This window comes from Veillonella sp., assembly GCF_015058545.1.
Classification (GTDB): Bacteria; Bacillota; Negativicutes; order Veillonellales; family Veillonellaceae; genus Veillonella_A.
On sequence record NZ_SVCB01000012.1, the window covers coordinates 1 to 20,276 of the forward strand.

Here is a 20,276-nt window from a genome sequence, read left to right on the forward strand (position 1 = left end):
CTATGACGGCTATTTTAGAAGAAAAACAATACCTGGCCAAACGTTCGCAGTGGATTTTCGGCGGCGACGGTTGGGCCTATGATATCGGCTTTGGCGGGCTCGACCATGTACTCGCTTCCGGCGATGATGTGAACGTACTCGTATTCGATACGGAAGTATATTCCAATACAGGCGGTCAGTCCTCGAAAGCTACGCATACAGCCGCAGTTGCTAAATTTGCGGCCAGCGGTAAACGTACGAAGAAAAAAGATCTCGGCATGATTGCCATGTCTTACGGCTATGTGTATGTAGCGCAAGTGGCTATGGGCGCTGATAAGAACCAGCTCCTCAAAGCCATTACGGAAGCGGAAGCTTATCTGGGTCCATCCCTTATCATTGCCTATGCACCATGTATCAACCACGGTATTAAATCCGGCATGGGCACGACGCAGGAAGAATCCCGTCGCGCCGTAGCAGCCGGCTATTGGGATCTCTATCGCTACAATCCGGCTTTACGGGGCACTGATAAAAATCCGTTCAGCCTCGATTCGAAAGAACCGACTGAAAACTTCCTTGATTTCTTAATGGGCGAAGTGCGTTATGCATCGCTTAAACAGACATTCCCTGAAGTGGCGGAAGAACTCTTTGCCAAAACGGAAGAAGATGCCAAAGAACGCCGTTTGTCCTACGTGCGTATGCAAGAAAGTTTGGCACCGAGTAAATAGAGGTTAACAGCAACTGAATAAGGCTTGATACCGACGCATAAGGTTTGGTATCAACTGAAGATGGTTTGACTCTCATAATGTAGCTATATAATTTATTTATATAGAATGTAGTAAAACCTCCAAGGGAACTGCACGAACGGGCATTGGGGCCCCGGATTCGTGCAGTTCCTATTTTTATGGGGTAATTTATTTGCCCTATAATTGAATGGATTTTCCTATTCCATTTCATTTTTTAAGCCGGTAGATACTCGTAGTTTGAAAATTTTGGTTGTCTTATACCAAAGGCAGCTATGATATATTTATATATGAGAGTATAGAGTTATATTTATGATTAAGAGTATAATTATATCAGTAGTGAATCCGGATGAAATATACCGGACAGAATATATAAAGTGCTTGGGTATATAGTTTTAGGAATCAACGCTAATTACTCATACGATAGAATTTGTTAGGGATATTAGGTAGGAAGGAGTGGCAGTATGGCACTTTCGGTCTATGTAGGACGGGCCGGTACGGGCAAGACGCACGCTTGTTTCGAGCATGTGAAGCAAGTTATCGAGTCAAATCCGGGGGAGCCTATTTTATACATTGTGCCGGATTCGGCGACCTATACAATAGAACGAAGCTTGGCGGAATTCATGCCGCAAGGCGGTTTTACCACCGTTCGCGTAGTGGGCTTCAGCCGTTTGGCGTACCAGGTGTTTCAATCGGTGGGGATGGTGCGCGAATCGGGTCTGTCGGACATTGGTCAAAAATTACTGCTTCGTTTAATCATGAAACGAGAGCAGGGCAAGTTGGAGTTATTGGGGCAATCGGCTAAACAGCCTCATTTTGCCGATGTACTGCAGGGACTCATCAGTGAATGCGATTCATTCCGTGTGGATGCGGCGGATTTGAAAAAAGGGGCGGAACAGGTCGAATCCATGGTATTGCAGCGCAAGCTTCAGGAACTGGCCCATATTATGGAAGCGTACCAAGAAACCTTGGCCACGACCGGCGTTAATACGGCCAATCGACTGGAAGAACTCATGGAGGTATTGCCGAAAAGCCCGTTAATCCATAATTCTCATGTGATTGTGGACGGCTTTCACTGGTTTACACCGATTCAAATGGAACTTTTATATGAGCTGTTTACCTTGGCTAAAGACAGTATTTTGACCATTACCTTACCGCCGGACCTGGCAAAATTACAGGTACCGCCGCAAAAATTACGACTATTCGGGCGCCCTCATTCCGTATTTGCGGATGTGATGAAATGGCAGGCTTCACAAAAAGATGGGATGGAGCTCGTAGTGCGGACGTTTGATAAAAACTACCGTTTTAAAAAGCCTGTCTTGGAGAGTTTGGCAACGCGTTATTTTAACGCACCAATCAAAGCAAACGACCAAGAGGCCGTATTGCCTGTTACGGTGGCCTATAATCGCGCCCGCGAAGCGGATGCAGTGTGTCGTCAGATATTGGCGGCCATGGAAGTTAAGGATGCTCCGAATCGCCGTTGGCGAGATATTACCATCATGCTTCGTGAGTCGGAGACTTATGGCGATATTTTGGAAAAAACGCTGAAGCGCTATGAGATTCCCTACTTCTCGGATCGCCGCCGACCTATGGTGAGCCACCCTTTAGGTGAGTTTTTACAGGGATTATTGGAAGTAGTACGTCGTAATTTCGACCATGATGCGGTGTTCCGTTTGTTAAAAACCGACTTCTGGCCGCTCACTCGTTCCGCTGTGGATGAATTGGAAAACTATTGCCTCGAGTTTGGTATTCGGGACTTCATGTGGCTCAAAGACAGCTGGCCATATGAACGGAAAAACAGTTTTGACAGCAGTGACGATGACGATACGTATGATGAAAAAATCGCAGAGGAAATCGGAGCGAGTGCAACAGCTGATGCTGCTGCAAAAGAGAATCCTGAAGTTGCTACAGTAGCATCGGATGTTAATCCTGCATCGACCGGTGATACGTTAAATAGCACGATTTCTGACGAACTCATGCAGGGGAATACGGAATCTGCGCGCCGTATGCGTGTCAATGCGGCTCATGACCTTATCATGGCCGAGCTCCGCCCTTTCTGGGAATTTGCCAAAGAAGAACACACCGGTTATGAATGGTGTGAAGAGCTTTTCTTGTTGATGAGTAATGTGGGCGTGCCTGCTCGCTTGGCACAGTGGGTTACTGATGCGGAAGCGGCCGGTGATGCGGAAAGTGCGGCCGCTCATGAGCAGATGTATAAACGGGTTATTGCTCTTTTTGACGAGATTATGAGCTTGGAATTGCCCGATACGATGACGACGGCGGAAGTGGCGTTGCTTTTAGAAGAAGGGTTAGAAGAAGTATCCTACTCGTTAGTGCCCCCAAGCCTTGACCATGTTATGGTGACCACCGTGGAACGCGGTTATACGCATGAAAGCGATATTGTCTTTTTAATGGGCCTCAATGACGGCGTATTCCCGCAACGTATGGGTGATGAAGGCCTTCTGAAAGATACGGAGCGCGAAGCCTTGAAGGCCGCCGGCGTTACCTTAGCTGAAGGGGCTTTAGTGCGCGCTTTTAATGAAAACTTTTTGTTCTACTTAGCTTGTACGCGCAGTCGTGAGGAACTTCATATTTCCTATGCCGGTTCCGATGAAGAAGGGGCCGCCTTGGAAAGCAGCCTGGCTATTAAACGTTGGCAGCAGTTGGGTTATACGGCCGGTTCCAAGGGAGCGCCGCTTACCATTCCGGAGGGTAAAGAGCCGGACTATATTTGGCGGCCGTTACAGAGCTTATCCTTATTGGCCGGCCAGATGGGGAGTGTTGCGCAAGCTGGCGATTTAGCGTCGATTTGGCGCAGCGTTTACGATTGGAGCCTTGATGGTCCGTATCGCGAGGCTTTACGTATGGCCACCCGTGGGGTTATGGACTCTAACGATGTGCCCGTAGTGGACCGCGAGGTGGTGCAGGCTTTATTATTCCAGAACGAAGCGTTAAGCGGCTCCGTCACGCGTTTGGAAAAATATCAGCAGTGTCCGTTCGCTTTTTATGCCCGTTATGGCTTGAGCCTGGAAGAACGGCCGATTAAGCAGTTCGGTGCCCCGGAAATCGGGATTTTTCTCCACGAAAGCTTGCGCTCTTTGGGCATGACACTTTTAAAAGAAAAACGTCAATGGCGTGATATAAAACCGGAGGAAGAAGCGGCGCTTTGCGAAGCGGTAGTGGCTGAAATCAGTAAGGAATTGCAGCTCGGCGAAGAAGGCGATGTGTATGAAACGGTACTCCAACAGCGTTTGGAATCGACCCTTAAACGGACGGTAAATCGCCTCACCGATTGGTCCCAGAAGAGTAAATTCAACACGCGCTATTTGGAAAAGAGCTTTAGCAGTTACGGCGGTGCCGGTCACTGGCCGGCGGTGCAAATACCGCTGGGTGACGAGTCGTATATTCAACTCATCGGTCAGCTCGACCGCGTCGATGAGTGGCAGGATGAGGCTGGTAAAACCTATGGCCTCGTAGTGGACTATAAGTCGGGCTATGCGGAAGTGACGGCATCGGATGTGTATTATGGCCTTAAACTGCAGCTCGTAACCTATCTTTTAGCCCTCGAACGGGCGCAGCGGAGCGATCAAATAGAACCGGCTGCATTGGTGTATACCTATGTAAAAAATCCGCGTATCAGTAAGAGCGATGTGTTAACCGAAGAAATGGCATCTGAATTGGTGAAAACCGATACAGGTCTTAAAAATGACGGTTATTTCACGGATAATGTGGAGTTATTGGCGAATATTGATGAAACCGTGGTGGCCGGTAAATCGACGCCATACGTACCGATTCGTATTAGCGGCAATGGCACATCGATTCATGGCCAAGATAAAAGAAAGACTAAGTCGCCACAAGACTTTAAGACGCTTACCGATTATGCGGCCCGCGTGATAGGCAAGGCGGGGCAGCACATCTTGGCCGGGCATTTCCCGGTGAGTCCGTACAATTTGAATAATAAGTACATTCCGTGTTCCTATTGTCAATATAAGGCGTTATGCCGTTTTGAAAATACGCGGAATAATTACCGTTATATCAACAAAATAGACGAAGATGTAGTGTTGGCTAAAATGGCGAAAGGAGACGATGTATATGAAGTGGACCGACGCTCAACAAGCGGCGATTGATGCACCGAAGCCGGGCTCACTCGCTTCACAAACCTTGCTCGTAGCGGCCGCTGCCGGCTCCGGGAAAACCGCTGTTTTGGTGGAACGCATCATTCAGCGCTTGAAATCTAAAGATAATCCCTTATCCATTCAGGAGCTCATGGTCGTAACATTTACCAAGGCGGCAGCTGCTGAAATGAGTGCCCGTATCGGCGCTAAATTGGCGGAAGAATTCAATAAAACCGGGGATTCTTATTTGGAAGAACAGCTCAGCTTGTTGCCGTCGGCTCATATTTCGACGCTCCATTCCTTCTGTCAGTGGGTTATCAGCAGTTATTTTTACCGACTCGACATCGATCCGTCCTATCGCATCGGCAATGAAGGTGAATTGATGCTTCTGAAAACCGATGTGTTGGAAAAACTATTGATAAAAGCGTACGAGGAAAATCAATTTCACATTTTTGAAATTGCCGACATGTTTGGCAGTGAACGGTCTGACCAAGGCATTATGGATCAGATTTTGAACCTTCATGAGTTTGCTTTGGCCCAGTCTGATCCTGAAAACTGGCTTCAAGCGGCTAAGGCTCGTTATGAAAATGCCCTTACCCAGCCCATAATGGACACCGTTTGGGGTAAATATTTTATGGACGAGCAACATCTTCTGATTGACGACATTGCGAATCGTCTGTCAAAATTTGCGGACATCCTCAACCAACCGGGTGGGCCTACCAAGGGCACCGAATTTATTGATGAACTTGACTATATGATGTCCGCCTTGACCGAGGCGCAAACCTGGGATGAAATGGTGGCCGCTGTTGCTCTCATTGGTAACCATTCGTTCAAGCGGCTCAATATGAACCCTTTGAAAAAAGATGTGGATAAGGTTGATCCCGGCTTGTTATCTCAGGCTAAGGAACTGATAAAGGGTGTTCGTGAGAGCTTAAAAGGGCTTTCTAGTGGTCCTTTTGCTATTACCGAGGCGGAGTTTAAAACACAGATTGAGCAAAGCTTGCCGTATGTGACAGGTCTCATCGATTTAACGTTGGCCTTTAAGGATGCGTTTGCGAAGGCCAAACAAGAACTGGGTATGCTTGATTTTTCAGACTTGGAACATCTATGCCTGGCTCTCTTGCGGGACAAACAGGACGATGGCCGTTGGGCGCCGTCCGAAGTGGCCATTGAGCTTCAAAACACTTTCAAAGAAGTCATGGTGGATGAATATCAGGATACGAATGGTGTACAGGAAGCCATCGTAAACCTCGTGTCGCGTACCGATAATCGCTTCTACGTAGGCGATGTGAAGCAGAGTATCTACCGCTTCCGTATGGCGAATCCCATGCTTTTCATGGAAAAGTATCACAGATTTCAGCAGTCCGTCGATGCTGTAGAGCGCCGTATCGACTTATCCCAAAACTTCCGTTCCGATGCGAATATTTTGGAGTTTACCAACTTCCTCTTCCGTCAAATCATGACCGCTGACGGTGCAGAACTCGACTATGGTGATGCGGAAGCCCTGAATCCGGGCCGCAACACAGATGATGCGCCGGAAAACTGGGTCGGTGGTCCTGTAGAACTCCATCTTATCGACGTGGGTGATGAAAAAACGTCTACGTTTAATAAGAGTGCAGCGGCAAGCGAAGCTGGCGAATTGGCGGGTGCCGAAGCAACTTCATCACCTGCAACTTCAGCATCATCATCTTCGCGTGCCAAGCATTCGTCAAGCTCTTCTTCAAACTATACCTCTAATGATGACGATGATGAAGCCGATTTAGAAAACGACGAAAAAGAAACGGCCTTTATCATTGAAAAAATAAAAGAGTTAAAGGCTGCCGATAAGGTTGTACAGAATATGGATGGTAGCTTCCGACCTTTGGAATGGCGTGATATAGTGATTCTCTTGCGTTCGCCAAAAGTCAAAGCAGGCCGTATGGTAGAAGCCATGCGCCAAGCCGGAATTCCTGCATATGCTGAAGAAAACTCGGGCTATTTCAGCGCCATTGAAGTAAAGCTATTGCTGTCGCTACTGCAGGTTATCGACAATCCGGAACAGGATTTACCGATGGCGGTGGTGCTCAATTCACCGTTTGTCGGTCTCGACGCGAACGAATTGGGACGCTTGCGTATGAGCGGCCAAGGTTCGATTTGGTCATTGTTGGCCGAATATGGCAAAAACACACAAAATGAAGCAGTTCAGGCTTTTGTAAGTCGTTTTGAAAAATGGCGTACCTATTCGCGTCATCATAGTGTGAGCGATTTGCTGTGGACTATTTACGAGGACATGAATTATTTGGAATACGTCAGCACCATGCCGAACGGTCTCGTGCGTCGTGCCAATGTAATGGCTCTTTACGAGCGGGCTAAGCAGTATGAAGCCGGTAGCTTCCGCGGCATTTTCCGCTTTTTACGCTTCTTGGAAAGCTTGCAGGCCGCCGGCCAGGACCTGGGCATCGGCAAAACGGTAAGCGAAGCGGACAATGTGGTGCGCATCATGAGTATTCATAAAAGTAAGGGCCTCGAGTTCCCGGTCGTATTCTTAAGTTCCGTGCAAAAAGGTTTTAACCTGGTTGATTTGAAAAAATCCATGTTACTTCACGGCGATAGCGGCGTGGGTATTAAAGGCTATTATGAAAACTACCGCGTCTTGTATGGCTCACTGCCATGGCTTTATGTACGGGACAAGATTGAACTGGCTACCAAGGCCGAAGAAGAACGAATTTTATATGTTGCCTTAACTCGTGCACGCGATAAATTGTTTATTACCGGTTTTGTAAAAAAATTTGAAGATCTCTGCAGCAAGCAGGCTGCACCGGCTCTCTTGACCGATACACAGATGCTCAGTAAAAATCTGATTACGGGGGCAAAATCGTATTTGGATTGGTTCCTTATGGGCCTGAGCCGCCATTTAAACGGCGGTAATTTGATACGTCAATTCAGTGGCGTAGAAGACGTGGCTTCTATGGATCTCAAGGATAAACAGTGTCGTATACACGTTGAACTTCACGACGGTAGTTTATACACGAACCTGCAGCGTAGTAAAACAGAAAAATCCGCTATTTTGGCGGCCGTTGAAAAACTGGCTCCAATTGAAGCGGAACCGCTTGAAGCCGACTTGGCAGCTCGTTTTAACTTCAGCTATCCATACATGGGTGCTGTCAGTCGTGCCGCTAAAATCTCTGTGAGTGAATTAAAACGACGCTTTGCCGAAGCCGAGGAAGAAGCCGAAACTTTGGTAGAGCCGGAAACATCGGTAAAACCGGAAACAACGGAAACATCGGAAACAGCGGAAACACCGGAAACACCGGAAACACTGGTAAAATCTACTATCAGTACTGTTGATGGAGTGAATGAAGCTGAAGTAATCAATCAAGCTGTAGTTGAATCGGCAGCTTCTGAGCCTACAACTATTCAAGCGACTTCAGATGGCCTATTACCTTCGGATCTGGGTCCGTTTGATGTTAAACCGAGGGCTTTGGAAGCCGCTGAAGAAGTGAGCACCGGCGCCCGTTGGGGGACTTTAATGCATGAAGCTATGCAGTGGTTGCCGATGGAAAAATATACGCAAAAAAGCTTGAGTGTCAAACTCGATCAATTGGTTTTGGAAGGATACTTTACGTTGGAAGAACGACAAGTATTGAGCGATAGAGCGCTGTACCGATTCTTTACTTCCGATTTGGGGAATCGTTTGTTAAAAGCCGCTAAAGCTTCGGCGGATTCAGCCGGTATTTCAGCTGGCATTACAGCATCTGCAAGCGATGTATCAGCAGATACATCCGATACACCGGCAGATTCAGCAGACGCGTCAGTGCCAAGTAGGCTCTATTCACAGGTCGCCAAAGAATGGCCGTTCAGCATGCTCATTGAAGCCCATGATGTGTATCCGGAAGTAGAACCGGGTGAAAAATTATTCCTGCAAGGGATCGTTGATACAGCATTTTTAGAAGATGGCGAGTGGGTTTTGGTAGATTATAAAACGGACCGCGTTAAAACGGGCGATGAATTGATTCGTCGTTACGGTATTCAGTTGCGTATCTATAGTCAAGCCTTAGAGCGCTTGACCGGAAAGCCGGTAAAAGAACGTTATATCTATTCGTTCCGCTTGAATGATGCGATTGCCGTCCCGGCAGAGTAAGTTGTATCTGGTTGTTTTGCCATAGGGCACTAACTTTATACTATAGTTACAGGTTATCAATCGTTCAACTTTATAATGAAAGAAAAGGCGCTATCTCCTCAGCTTTTGCTCAAGGGATAGCGCCTTTGTTTTGGTAACGTTATTTGATATTTTCAGCCCAATCATTCATAGCGAATGAGGAGCCTGATTCATTTGTTAAAAACTAGCTTATTTTAAGCTTATTGTAAGCTTATTTTTTAGCAGGACCGAACCATTTTTCATAGATTTTGTCGTAAGTGCCGTCAGCTTTCAAGTCAGCCAAAGCTTTGTCAGCTTGTTCTTTCAACTGTTTGTCGTCTTTACGGAATGCCCATACGAATGGTTCAGGATCAACAGGTTCGCCGATGATTTTGGTATCAGCATCAGCACCTTGTTTTAAGTAATAAAGAGCAACGGCGTTGTCCAATACGATAGCGTCAGCAGTTCCGGCTTTCAATTCATTGAATAATTGGGAGTTGCTGTCAACGGATTTAACCTGTGCATTAGGAATTTTTTCAGCAACGTCTAAGGCAACACTACCGATTTGAACTACGATACGTTTACCTGCTAAATCGTTCATGCTTGTAGCAGTGTCATCTTTTTTAACAATCGCTACAAAACCGCCTTTTTCAAAGTATGGATTACTGAAAAGAACAGCTTTTTCACGTTCAGGTGTAGCACTGAGGCCGGATGCAATCATGTCGATATCTTTACTCTGCAACGCAGGAATCAAAGCATCAAAGCCCATGCTCTTGAACTGCATTTTGTAACCCATTTTCTTGGCAACAGCGTCAGCAAGGTCAATATCGAAACCTACATATTTGTCGCCTTCGGTAAATTCAAATGGAGGGAACGTAGTTTCGGCCCCTACTTTAATAACTTTTTCCTGATTGTCGCCGCCGGTGCTGCCGCAACCTGCGATTAAACCGGCTGTCAATAAAGCCGCTGTGAAAGTGAGCACAACCTTTTTGCTCGCGAATTTTTTAAGTGAACTAAACATAATTACTTCCCCCTACACTAAAACTTCAATCTCTAAAAATCAAAAATTATTTATACGCATATTATAGACCTTTTCTGTATAAATATCAATCATAAAATTATAAATATTCGGAGGTCGACATAGGCGAAGTGAAACCATGTGTTCTGAGGATGTATAAGAGAAAGGCACTAAGGGGCCTATTTCCTCCCCAACGAAACAAGTTCTGAGGTTCGTTCAATAGGCCCTTAGTGTCTTTCTCTACTCACATAGGGGCAGAGCACATATGGTTTCACTTCAAGCCTAATGTTGTGCCTCGAATATTAGGAGGGGAGGAAGGGGGAGGCGATGCACAACATAAGATTGGTTATATATCGCTGTGTTGTGAAAAGAAAGGCAGGCCTATTTCCTCCCCAACGAAGCAAGTTCTGAGGTTCGTTCAATAGGCCTGCCTTTCTTTTCTTTAATCCGGAGTACATCTCGCTTTATAACAATTTTATGTCGTACATCAAGAGGTGAGGGAAAAGAAAAATGATTTTGACTTGTGATAAATTGGTCTCTTAGCCGGATTCTCCCTTTCTCCTCTCTCTCTCCTCAACATGAAGATGCACAGCATAAGACTGTTCGTAAAGATTTACGTGCTCTGGGGTGTAAGAAAGACTAAGGTCCTGTTTCATTTAGGTTTTAGGCGACAAGGCCCCATAACATAAAGATAGATGTATGGACTTTGGCAGATGTTAAAAAAGAAAGCACGATAGTCCTATTGAACGACCTTTCGAGCTTGACTCGCAGGGAGGAGATAGGACTATCATGCTTTTTGTAACTCATATTTAGTACATAAAATCTTTATGTTATAGGGCCCTTATACAAATTTTTAAGTGAAGACAGGACCTTAGACTTTCACAGGCATTGAGCACGCATATCTTTACTAGTCTTTATGCTGTGCGTCTTTATGCCACCACACTATTCCTTCTTGTGTCGGCAGTACGCTTCTATCAAATGTAGGTTCTACAATGCCGGCTTTTTTCTGTTTGAAATAGTCGAGCATAGCGGCTTTACATTGTTTCCACAAGAGGAGAATGGCGGTTAAGTTCGTAAGTACCATGAAGGCCATGAACAAGTCGGCGAGGTTCCATACGAGGTTAAGCGAAGCGACGGAACCGAAGTAAACCATGATAACTACGAACACGCGGAAAATATTTAAGTAAAGAGTGTTTTTAGTTAAATGAGCGATGTTGATTTCGCCATAGTAGTAGTTGCCCACGATGGAAGAGAAGGCAAACATGAAAATGAAGATAGCCATTACAGGAGCAGCCCAGCTACCGAGTTGCGCGGCAAGGTCATGCTGAATCAAGGCGATGCCGGTGAGACCGGAGCCTGCATAGTTACCGGAGATTAAGACGATGAATGCTGAAGCGGAACAAACGAGGAAGGTATCTACGAATACGCCGAAAGATTGGATGAGACCCTGCTTAACCGGATGGCTTACGTCAGCGGTAGCAGCGGCGTTTGGTACGGAACCTTCACCGGCTTCGTTGGAGAACAAGCCACGTTTAATACCGTTTATTACGGCAGCGCCGAAGAAACCGCCGGCAGCTGCGTCAAAGTTGAAGGCATTGGAGAAAATAGCGTAGATTACATTTGGTAATTCTGTGATGTTAACCAATACGATGTAAACGGCGGTTAAAATGTATAAACCGGCCATAACAGGTACGAGCCATTCGCTCAGACGAGCAACGCGGGCGATACCGCCGAAGATAACGAGGGCTGTTAAAATAGCAACGCCGATGGCGGTTATTTGAGGATCAAGATTTACGATAAGTAAGGCATTGGCCAATGTGTTGGCCTGTACAGAGTTGTAAATCAAACCGTAGGTCACACTGATGAGCACTGCAAAGAGAAATGCGAAGGCCGGACTTTTTAAACCCATTTTAATGTAGTAAGCCGGACCACCGTGGAAGCCGCCTTTACTGGAAGGTACTTTGTAAATCTGAGCCAAAGTACTTTCTACAAATCCGGTGGCAGCGCCGAGCAAGGCGATAAACCACATCCAGAAGATGGCACCCGGGCCACCGAGTACAACGGCGATGGCGATACCGGCGATGTTACCTACACCAACGCGGGAGGCGGAGCTTACGCAGAATGCCTGGAAGGAGGAAATGCGGTTGCCTTCCGTTTTTTTACCAACACCTTCGCCCAGAAGACGAATCATTTCCTTGAGTTCGCGCACCTGAATAAATCCGGTGCTGAAGGTGAACCAGAAGCCGGCGAGTACTAAATAAATAATAATAATGTAGTCCCAGAGAAAGCCGGTTATGGTTCCGATGAAAGAGTTAAAAGCGTCCATAATACTAATCCTTTCTTAGCTCTTTTGAAAAAAATAATACATCTCTATAGAATTTATCTAGCCTCATTATACTCTATTTAAAGTGTAACGTATACATTTTATTAGGAAATTTATACAAAATGTATGTTGTATATTGTATAATTTGATTGGCTGAGGGCGACTTGTTTTTTTGCCTTTAGTAGTATATAATAATATAGCTAGCCGTAATGCAGGACTGGATTATGGCAGTCTTGTGGGGCTCGTGCAATGGAAGCCTGTGAATCGTGTCAGGATCGAGAGATAGCAGCACTAAGCGGTTACTTTCATGTGCCACGAGGGAACCTATAAGGCTGTCATAATCGAGTGTTGTGACGGCTTTTTTGTTTATAAGAAAGGAGGGAATCCTATGAGTTATGTAGCGTTGTATCGGAAATGGCGCCCTCAGACGTTTACCGATGTGGTCGGGCAAAAGCAAGTGAGTGAAACATTGATGCGTGCCATTCGCGAAGACAAGGTGGCACATGCCTATTTGTTCTCCGGACCGCGTGGGACGGGCAAAACCAGTGTGGCCAAGATTTTTGCGAGAGCCATTAACTGTGAAAAAGGCCCAACCGATCATCCTTGTAACGAATGTACCTCTTGTAAACAAATTTTAAACGGCCAATCTATGGACGTTTTGGAAATAGATGCGGCGTCGAACCGCGGTATTGATGAAATCCGTTCTTTGCGGGAAAGTGTGAAGTTTTTACCCGTTGAAGGTCGTAAAAAAATCTTTATTATCGACGAAGCCCACATGCTGACGAATGAAGCATGGAATGCTCTTTTGAAAACGATTGAAGAGCCGCCGCCTCATATTATGTTTATTTTTGCTACCACGGAAGTGGATAAATTACCGGTAACTATCTTGTCCCGTTGTCAGCGTTATACATTTAGACGTATTACGGCGGAAGATATTGCGGAACATTTGATGCATGTGGCCGAAGAAAGTGATATCAAGCTTTCACCTGATGCGGCGCAACTCATTGCCATTCACGCGGATGGCGGTTTGCGTGATGCTCTCAGTATTTTGGACCAATGTTCCGGCATGACGACGGATGTGATTACGGCGCAGACCGTAGAATCTATGATTGGCCTTGTCGGTAAAGAGTGGATTATGACCTTCCTTGATTATTTGCGCAAGGGCGATGGGGCGGCTGTTTTGGTGGCTTCTAAAAAAGCTCTCAGCGAAGGTCGCGACAGCAAACAGATTATTGAAGCTTTAATTCAACATGTACGGGCACTTTTGATTGAAAAAGTGTTGCCTACTGCAGAAGAATTAGCGTTATATACACCATTTAAAGAGGCTTTTGCCGCTCAGGCACAGTCTTTATCGGTGGATGAACTCAATTATTTTGTCAAAGAATTGCAACAGATTTTGAATGATGCGAAACGGGTGGATAATCCGCGCATCGTTATCGAAATGGGCTTGTTGGGGATTTGCGCCCGTGCGCAAGTCAGCGAAGAAGATGTATTACAACGGTTGGCCGCCGTTGAACATCGTTTGGATGAATCAGATAATCAGTTTGGTGCCAGATTGGCTCAATTGGAGCAGCAGCCACCGATGATGAACCCGAATATGATGCATCAAGGTATGATGCTGAATGCCGGTGGCGTACAACAAGGCATGTCGGTAGCTGGCGAGAGGGCTGCGAGCACGGTACCCGGCACTTTGCCGCCAAATGCGGGCGGTCCGATGATGCAGGGAACTATGCAACCCGGCGCTATACAGCCGGGGACTATGCCACCGGGTGCTATGCCGCCCGGTTCGGATATGCCTACGTCGGTAGGCATGGCTCCGCCAACCTCAATGGCGCCGCCTACGCCAAGCAGAAACAAGGCGCCGTCTAAGCGCAAAGCACCGGCCAAGAATGCCGGCGCCGGTCATGGGCAATCGGCTAAAAAGGGATCTCGCATTCGCTCAATTATAGGTGATACAGCACTTATTTTAGGTCAGCACATCGAAAATCCTAGGAATTATGATAAAATAAAGAAGGATACTTTACGGTATGCCAATAGTCGGTCTTGGAATTTTACAGCTAGCTTTTTTAACCAGGCTTTCTTGACCTATATCGATGAATCGCGTGTTGTTTTCGTATTCGGCAATCCGATGCTGGTTAATATGTGTAATACAGAAGATCGAATTTTCGAATTGGAGCAGAGTTTACATCAGGCTCTGGGCCGCGAAGTGATGGTGCAAGTGCTTTGCCAAGACGATAGTGCCGCTAAAGGATATTTAGATGCCGCTAAAGCCGTAATTAACGGCGGTGGTGGGCATACGGCGGCAGGTGCTAATAGAGCAACGCACCAGACCGGGCAACAGCGCCAGCCGCAACAGATTGTTGGAACAAGCGGCGTGCCGCCGGTTTCGCAACCAACTGCACAACCACAGCCAACAGTACAACATACTGTGGCTCAGCCAAGTGGAGCATCCCAACCTGTTGATGACTTTGGTGCGTCGAATGCCGGGAATGTGGCACCTGTTGATGATTTTGGTGCCTCAAGCGCTTCAAATAGCGGGAATACCGCTGTGACAGTTGACGACTTCGGTTCATCCGGGACCACGCCGGCCGGTACACCAACAGTGGATGATTTTGGCGCATCTCATGCCGGTGACGCTAGTCCAACAGTCGATGACTTTGGTGCAGGCGATTTTGAAACAGCGCCACCTCCTGACGACGAATTCGGTGATGGTGAGATGATGCCGTCCGCGGCGGATTCTACAGCGCAAAAAAAAACGGAAGTTCCCGATGAGTTAAAAGGAATGACGAAGTGGGATCCCAGTAAGGCTACGCCGGAAGAACGGTCCAACTCCGTTTTGATGGGCGCCCTTATCAATGCCCAAGCTGAAGGCAATGACGTGTATGTAGAAATTATCAACGATGAAGAACCATCTAAAGATGCTGATTAGTAGTGCGAAGCAGCGTTAACATAATTCACGTTTAACCGCTGAATCTTAGAAGTATAGTAAGCTGACGTTCATATAATGAGCGAGCAAGCTTTTATTATAGAAATATATTAATTTTTTAAAATAATGGTTTTTAAAAGGAGGAACAATAATGTTCGGTAAAGGTATGCCAAATATGGGCAATATGCAAGGTATGATGAAAAAAGTGCAGAAAATGCAGGCAGATATGCAGAAGATGCAGGAAGAATTGAAAACTAAAACCGTTGACGCTTCTGTAGGCGGCGGTGCGGTAACTATCGTGATGAACGGTGAAAAAATTGTTCAATCCGTTAAAATCGATCCTTCCGTAGTAGACACTGACGACATGGAAATGTTGGAAGATTTAGTATTGTCTGCCGTAAATGCAGCCGGTCAAAAGGTTGACGACATGATGGCTCAGGAAATGAGCAAAGTAACAGGCGGCATGAAATTACCGGGTATGTTCTAAGATGGCAAATCCCTTAGAACGCTTAGTGGAAGAGTTGCGTCGCTTGCCGGGCATCGGCGCTAAATCGGCCCGGCGTTTGGCGTATCACTTGGTAGAATTGCCGGCTGATGAAGTGGCCACTTTGATTGAAACGATTGAGCAAGCTAAGGAAGCGACCAAACGTTGCTCTATTTGCTTTAATTTGTCGGCGCAAGATCCTTGCGAATTTTGTGCCAACGAAATGCGCGACCACAGCATTATCTGCGTGGTGGAAACATCCCGCGATGTGGTAGCCATTGAACGAAGCGGCGATTATAAAGGTGTCTATCATGTGCTGGAAGGGGCTTTGTCACCGTTGGAAGGCATCGGTGTGGAAGATATTCGTATTAAGGAACTGTTGAATCGCTTGCGCGATGAGACGGTGAAGGAAGTCATTCTGGCCACCGATCCGGATCCGGAAGGGGAAGCGACAGCCCTTTATTTGGTGCGTTTATTAAAACCAATCGGTATTAAGGTAACCCGCATTGCGCGCGGCGTACCGGTTGGCGGTGATATTGAATATGCCGATGAATTGACTATTGGCGGGGCGGTTATGAACCGCCGGGAAATGTGAGGCTTTTCGAATGGATTTAGTGGTAACTGCTGCTGTGGCAGTTGTTGTTATTTATACAATTTTTAAAGTAGCATTTTATACAATCAAACGGGTCGGTTTCAACCTGATTTTGGGCTATGCAGCGTATTATGTGAGTGTAAATTTCTTGCATATTCCGGTGGATATGACCGTACTCATGTGGTTTTTGACAGCTGTGTTGGGCCCGATTCCGGTAATCGTAGTGGCTCTCATGCACAGCATGTAGCATAAAGGAGGCAGTCAGTATGGCTCAGTTAAATGAAGCTCAGCAGCGTGTGGTGAATACGTTGACGAACAACATACTGTTACTGGCCTCGGCAGGCACGGGAAAAACAAATACGCTGGCTCACCGGGTGGCGCACATTATTCAAAGTGGCGCCGCCAAGGGCGAGGAAATTCTTTGCATGACATTTACGAATAAGGCATGTCGTGAGATGAAGGACCGCATTCTGACTATGGCGGGGCCGGCAGCTAAAGCTGTGGAGGTAAGCACCTTTCACAGCTTTTGTTATAAAGTCCTGCAAGAGGAGAGTAAACTGGATGACAGTCTGTATTTTGACATGGCTATTTATGATGAAGTAGACTGTCAGGAACTGTTGGCTACTTGGTTGCCGGCGGGCATGAAGGACACGGTGTTCTTCAACCTTATAAGCCATGTGAAGGAATATCGGTCCATTTGGGGCTATTACAGTGATAATACGGCGAGTGATTATGAAACGACCATCGACCGCCTTTTTATAGAGCAACGCGCTACGATGGAGCGTTTTTTTGAAAAACTCAATCCATCCGATTTGGCGGAATTCCGTGAAAAAGGGTATGAGTCTTTAGTGGGCTACGAACAGGCTTTAGCCGGTGTTCACGGTGTCGATTTTACCGACTTGATTACCTTGGTGCATCGTCTATTTCAGGATGAAACGGTGCGCGAACGTTGGCGCAGTCGCTATCGGTATATCAATGTGGATGAAATGCAGGATACCAGCGATTTGGAAGGTACGGTCATGAAGTATTTGTGGCAGGGCAATCATGTGCTCCTTTGCGGCGACTATTTTCAGACTATTTATGAATGGCGCGGCTCCAATCCGGAGCGATTGTTGGATGAGTATAAGGCGGAGTTTTCACCGGAAGTGATTGTTTTTTATGAAAACTATCGGGCAAATCGCTATTTATTCGATGCTTCTTTTACGGTGTTACAGCGCATGTTTCCACGGTTGATTGGCAAATTTTATGAGGAAAAACCTTATGCCGCCAGCAAGACCCCGGGCGATCCGATTGTAGTTCATAAGTCGCCTACGGAATGGAAAGAAGGGGCGTATATCTTCGATACCATTCAAAATTTGCCGAAAGAGGCGAAAATCGGCATCTTGGTGCGTCAAAATTCACAGGCTCAGTATTTGAGCGCTTTATTTGAACGGTTTAACGAACATGTAGCATCTGAGAATCAGCGTCAATTTATGATTATTGATGAATACAAATTCTTCCGCCGCCAGGAAATCAAGGATGTTATGGCGTATTTTAAGCTGCTTCTCAATCCTCATGATGCGGTCAGTGCCAAACGTATAATTAAACGTTACGTTAAAGGCATCGGTGAAGCGCGGATTCAGCAAATTGAAAGCGAAGACGTGCGGACTATGGGCCTTCGTCTTACGGACTTCATGGATATGCAGATTTTTGAAAAAGAGCCTTATGACGGATTGTTGCAAGGTCTTGCAGACGGTAAGATTGTGGTCTATGACGTGGAAAGTACCGGCACGGATACGATGCGTGATGAGATTATTCAGATTGCGGCGTTTAAGCTTAATCCGGACGGCACGGAAGGTGAGATTTTTGAACGCTTTATTCGTCCGTCGAAATCAGTCGGTGATTCAGCGGCCGTACACGGGTTTATCGATGAAAAACTGGCTGAAGTCGGCGAAGATGCGGCTACAGTATTGGCTGACTTTAAGGAGTTTTCCAAAGGGGCCGTTATTGTCGGTCATAATGTAAACTATGATATCAGCATTTTTACCAACGAATTGGCACGTCATAATTTGGGAACACCGGAATTTGCCGACGTGTATGATACATTGGATATTTTCCGTCGTTTTTATCCCCGTTTGCCGAACCATAAGTTGGGCTTTTTGAGCGAATATTTCCCGATTCATCATAAACCGACCCATAATGCGATGGATGATATTCGCGCTACGGCACTGTTATTGCTCTATGCGATTGAGCATAATATAAAACCAACGGCGGATCAGCGCCGCGCTTTAATCAGTAATTTTAAAAACTCCTTTGCCACTATGGCTTCGCAGATGGCAACCTTGCGCCGTAAGATTTTGACGGATAAACCATCGGCGCTTTTGGCCTATATTATGAATGATATGGGCGTGCTTGCCTACTATGCGGAACGTAAAGAAAATGACCGCGTGGAATATATCCGCGATTTGTATCGCCTCATGGTGGATTTGGAAGGTGAGGCTAAGGAGTTGTCCGGTCGTGCTTGCTTGCAACAGATGTTGGAACAGGCGGCGCTCACGGCGGGCGAGCCGGATCAACGTCTTAAAAATAACGATAGAATTCCGATTATTACCGTACATCAGGCCAAGGGCAGTGAATTTGAATATGTCTTTTTGGCCGGCCTGCGTGAAGGTTTATTCCCTAGCTGGTTATCCTTAAAAGAGGGCAAGATTTCGGAAGAGCAAAGGCTTTTTTACGTGGCCATTACACGTGCTAAAGAGCGACTCTTTATATCTTATTCAGCCACGGATAATCGCGGGCGCAGTGTGAAGCCGAGTGAGTTTTTAAAATACTTACCGGCTGATGTAATTAGAGAGTAGGAGGTGCCTATGTCACGAAAAACATACCGCAGTGATGATGTGTGCTTTTTGTTTCGTCCGGAAGATACGATGGCCGGCATTGAAACAGTGGGCGCTTGGCTGGATGCGAAGCAGATGTCACGCTCGGTTATGAAAACCTTATTTCAGGAAAAATTGGTTCTCCTGAACGGTAAGAAAACGAATCCGAAGGAAGCGGTGGCGCTTAACGATGAGTTGCGTTTACAGATGCCGAAGGAAAAAATAGATTATGACCCGGTACCGATGGACCTTGTTATTCTTTATGAAGACGAGGAACTGCTTATTCTGGATAAACCGGTGGGCATTACGGTAAATTCGAAGGGCCAGGTATCGTTGGCAAATGGGGTGGCGCAATACTTTAAGGACAATGGTATTAAGCGCAAAGTTCGCTTTTTGAATCGTTTGGACCGAGACACGTCGGGCTGTATCGTCATTGCCAAGAGCGCCTTGGCACAGAGTTTTTATCAACAACAAATTGAAGATCAGCGCTTTGAAAAATGGTATTCTACCGTTGTTCAAGGAGTACTCTTGGATACCAATATTGTGGAACTTCCTATGGCACGCGGTGAAGACGGCATTCACTATGAAGTGCGCCAGGGCGGCAAGCCGACGCGCACCGTGTATAACGGTACCGGCGTGTTTGAAGAGATTACCGGTGATGCAATCGGTGATGTTGCCGCTACGACGTATCGTGAGGTAAGCGATGACGAATTGGCGGTTATGTCCGAGGCGGACAAAGCAAAGTTAGTATCTACCGTGGATATTCGCCTCTATACGGGCAAAACGCATCAAATTCGCGTGGCGATGGCGCATTTGGGCCATCCGTTGGTTGGCGATGCCTTATATGGCAATGAACGAGCCGGCAGAACCTATGAATTGCGGGCTCGGCGCGTGGTGTTCACGTCGCTTCGGACGGGGCAAATTGTAACGGTTTCGGCCGATTAATTGGATAATTATTTTGCAATGGCAAAATTAGTTTTGTGCAATGAAATTTTATAAAATTTTTAAAAATTACTATGGAATATCTAAAAATGTTGATGTATAATAGTTTTAGAAAATTCAATATACGAAGATTGTATATTCTAAAATTTAAATAAATCTATTTTGAGGAAAAACAGGAGGTATTT

At 46.3% G+C, this 20,276-nt stretch carries 11 protein-coding genes and 1 other RNA gene; 10 read left to right on the plus strand and 2 right to left on the minus strand.

Annotated elements, in window-relative coordinates; genetic code table 11:
* The 3 genes from E7204_RS00430 to E7204_RS00440 all read left to right on the plus strand — a co-directional run.
* Window positions 1-704 (plus strand): thiamine pyrophosphate-dependent enzyme (locus E7204_RS00430; protein WP_295180521.1); only part of this gene is annotated, 704 nt, incomplete at its 5' end.
* A gap of 479 nt (window positions 705-1,183) precedes the next feature.
* Window positions 1,184-4,846 carry a PD-(D/E)XK nuclease family protein gene (locus E7204_RS00435; RefSeq protein WP_295180523.1) on the plus strand — a complete coding sequence of 1,221 codons (3,663 nt, stop codon included), beginning with the start codon at window positions 1,184-1,186 and terminating at the stop codon, window positions 4,844-4,846.
* Window positions 4,812-8,954, plus strand: coding sequence for a UvrD-helicase domain-containing protein (locus E7204_RS00440; protein ID WP_295180525.1), 4,143 nt, complete (start codon window positions 4,812-4,814; stop codon window positions 8,952-8,954). Before E7204_RS00435 ends, E7204_RS00440 begins: the two co-directional genes overlap by 35 nt.
* A 229-nt stretch (window positions 8,955-9,183) precedes the next feature.
* Here the strand turns inward: E7204_RS00440 and E7204_RS00445 are convergent, their stop codons facing one another.
* Both E7204_RS00445 and E7204_RS00450 read right to left on the minus strand, forming a co-directional pair.
* Window positions 9,184-9,972, minus strand: coding sequence for a basic amino acid ABC transporter substrate-binding protein (locus E7204_RS00445; protein WP_295180527.1), 789 nt, complete (start codon window positions 9,970-9,972; stop codon window positions 9,184-9,186).
* A 904-nt stretch (window positions 9,973-10,876) separates the two neighbouring features.
* On the minus strand, window positions 10,877-12,295 hold the full coding sequence (locus E7204_RS00450) for an alanine/glycine:cation symporter family protein (protein WP_295180529.1): 1,419 nt from the start codon (window positions 12,293-12,295) through the stop codon (window positions 10,877-10,879).
* 230 nt (window positions 12,296-12,525) lie between these two features.
* On the opposite strand from E7204_RS00450, the gene ffs reads away from it, so the two are divergent.
* The 7 genes from ffs (at window position 12,526) to E7204_RS00485 (ending at window position 20,094) form a co-directional block, all read left to right on the plus strand.
* Window positions 12,526-12,625: signal recognition particle sRNA small type (gene ffs / locus E7204_RS00455), an RNA gene on the plus strand.
* Window positions 12,626-12,680: 55 nt separating this feature from the next.
* Entirely contained in the window at window positions 12,681-15,221 is a 2,541-nt protein-coding gene (gene dnaX / locus E7204_RS00460; protein WP_295180531.1) for a DNA polymerase III subunit gamma/tau, read from the plus strand.
* A 148-nt stretch (window positions 15,222-15,369) separates the two neighbouring features.
* Window positions 15,370-15,705, plus strand: a complete 336-nt coding sequence (locus E7204_RS00465; RefSeq protein WP_006555898.1) for a YbaB/EbfC family nucleoid-associated protein — start codon at window positions 15,370-15,372, stop codon at window positions 15,703-15,705.
* A 1-nt stretch (window position 15,706) separates the two neighbouring features.
* A complete protein-coding gene (recR, locus tag E7204_RS00470; RefSeq protein WP_295180534.1) occupies window positions 15,707-16,297 on the plus strand; it encodes a recombination mediator RecR in 591 nt (196 codons plus the stop codon).
* 10 nt (window positions 16,298-16,307) lie between these two features.
* Window positions 16,308-16,541, plus strand: a complete 234-nt coding sequence (locus E7204_RS00475; RefSeq protein ID WP_021841538.1) for a hypothetical protein — start codon at window positions 16,308-16,310, stop codon at window positions 16,539-16,541.
* A gap of 19 nt (window positions 16,542-16,560) precedes the next feature.
* Window positions 16,561-19,131: a 3'-5' exonuclease gene (locus E7204_RS00480; protein WP_295180537.1), complete on the plus strand. Its 2,571-nt coding sequence runs from the start codon at window positions 16,561-16,563 to the stop codon at window positions 19,129-19,131.
* 9 nt (window positions 19,132-19,140) lie between these two features.
* On the plus strand, window positions 19,141-20,094 hold the full coding sequence (locus E7204_RS00485; RefSeq protein WP_295180539.1) for an RluA family pseudouridine synthase: 954 nt from the start codon (window positions 19,141-19,143) through the stop codon (window positions 20,092-20,094).
* The last annotated feature ends 182 nt before the right edge of the window (window positions 20,095-20,276 follow it).

Bases quoted from the DNA above. Each gene is read 5' to 3' on its own strand.
- E7204_RS00435 (WP_295180523.1), top strand. From the start codon at position 1,184: ATGGCACTTTCGGTCTATGTAGGACGGGCCGGTACGGGCAAGACGCAC.
- E7204_RS00480 (WP_295180537.1), top strand. From the start codon at position 16,561: ATGGCTCAGTTAAATGAAGCTCAGCAGCGTGTGGTGAATACGTTGACG.
- recR (WP_295180534.1), top strand. From the start codon at position 15,707: ATGGCAAATCCCTTAGAACGCTTAGTGGAAGAGTTGCGTCGCTTGCCG.
- dnaX (WP_295180531.1), top strand. From the start codon at position 12,681: ATGAGTTATGTAGCGTTGTATCGGAAATGGCGCCCTCAGACGTTTACC.
- E7204_RS00485 (WP_295180539.1), top strand. From the start codon at position 19,141: ATGTCACGAAAAACATACCGCAGTGATGATGTGTGCTTTTTGTTTCGT.
- E7204_RS00440 (WP_295180525.1), top strand. From the start codon at position 4,812: ATGAAGTGGACCGACGCTCAACAAGCGGCGATTGATGCACCGAAGCCG.
- E7204_RS00465 (WP_006555898.1), top strand. From the start codon at position 15,370: ATGTTCGGTAAAGGTATGCCAAATATGGGCAATATGCAAGGTATGATG.
- E7204_RS00450 (WP_295180529.1), bottom strand. From the start codon at position 12,295: ATGGACGCTTTTAACTCTTTCATCGGAACCATAACCGGCTTTCTCTGG.
- E7204_RS00445 (WP_295180527.1), bottom strand. From the start codon at position 9,972: ATGTTTAGTTCACTTAAAAAATTCGCGAGCAAAAAGGTTGTGCTCACT.
- E7204_RS00475 (WP_021841538.1), top strand. From the start codon at position 16,308: ATGGATTTAGTGGTAACTGCTGCTGTGGCAGTTGTTGTTATTTATACA.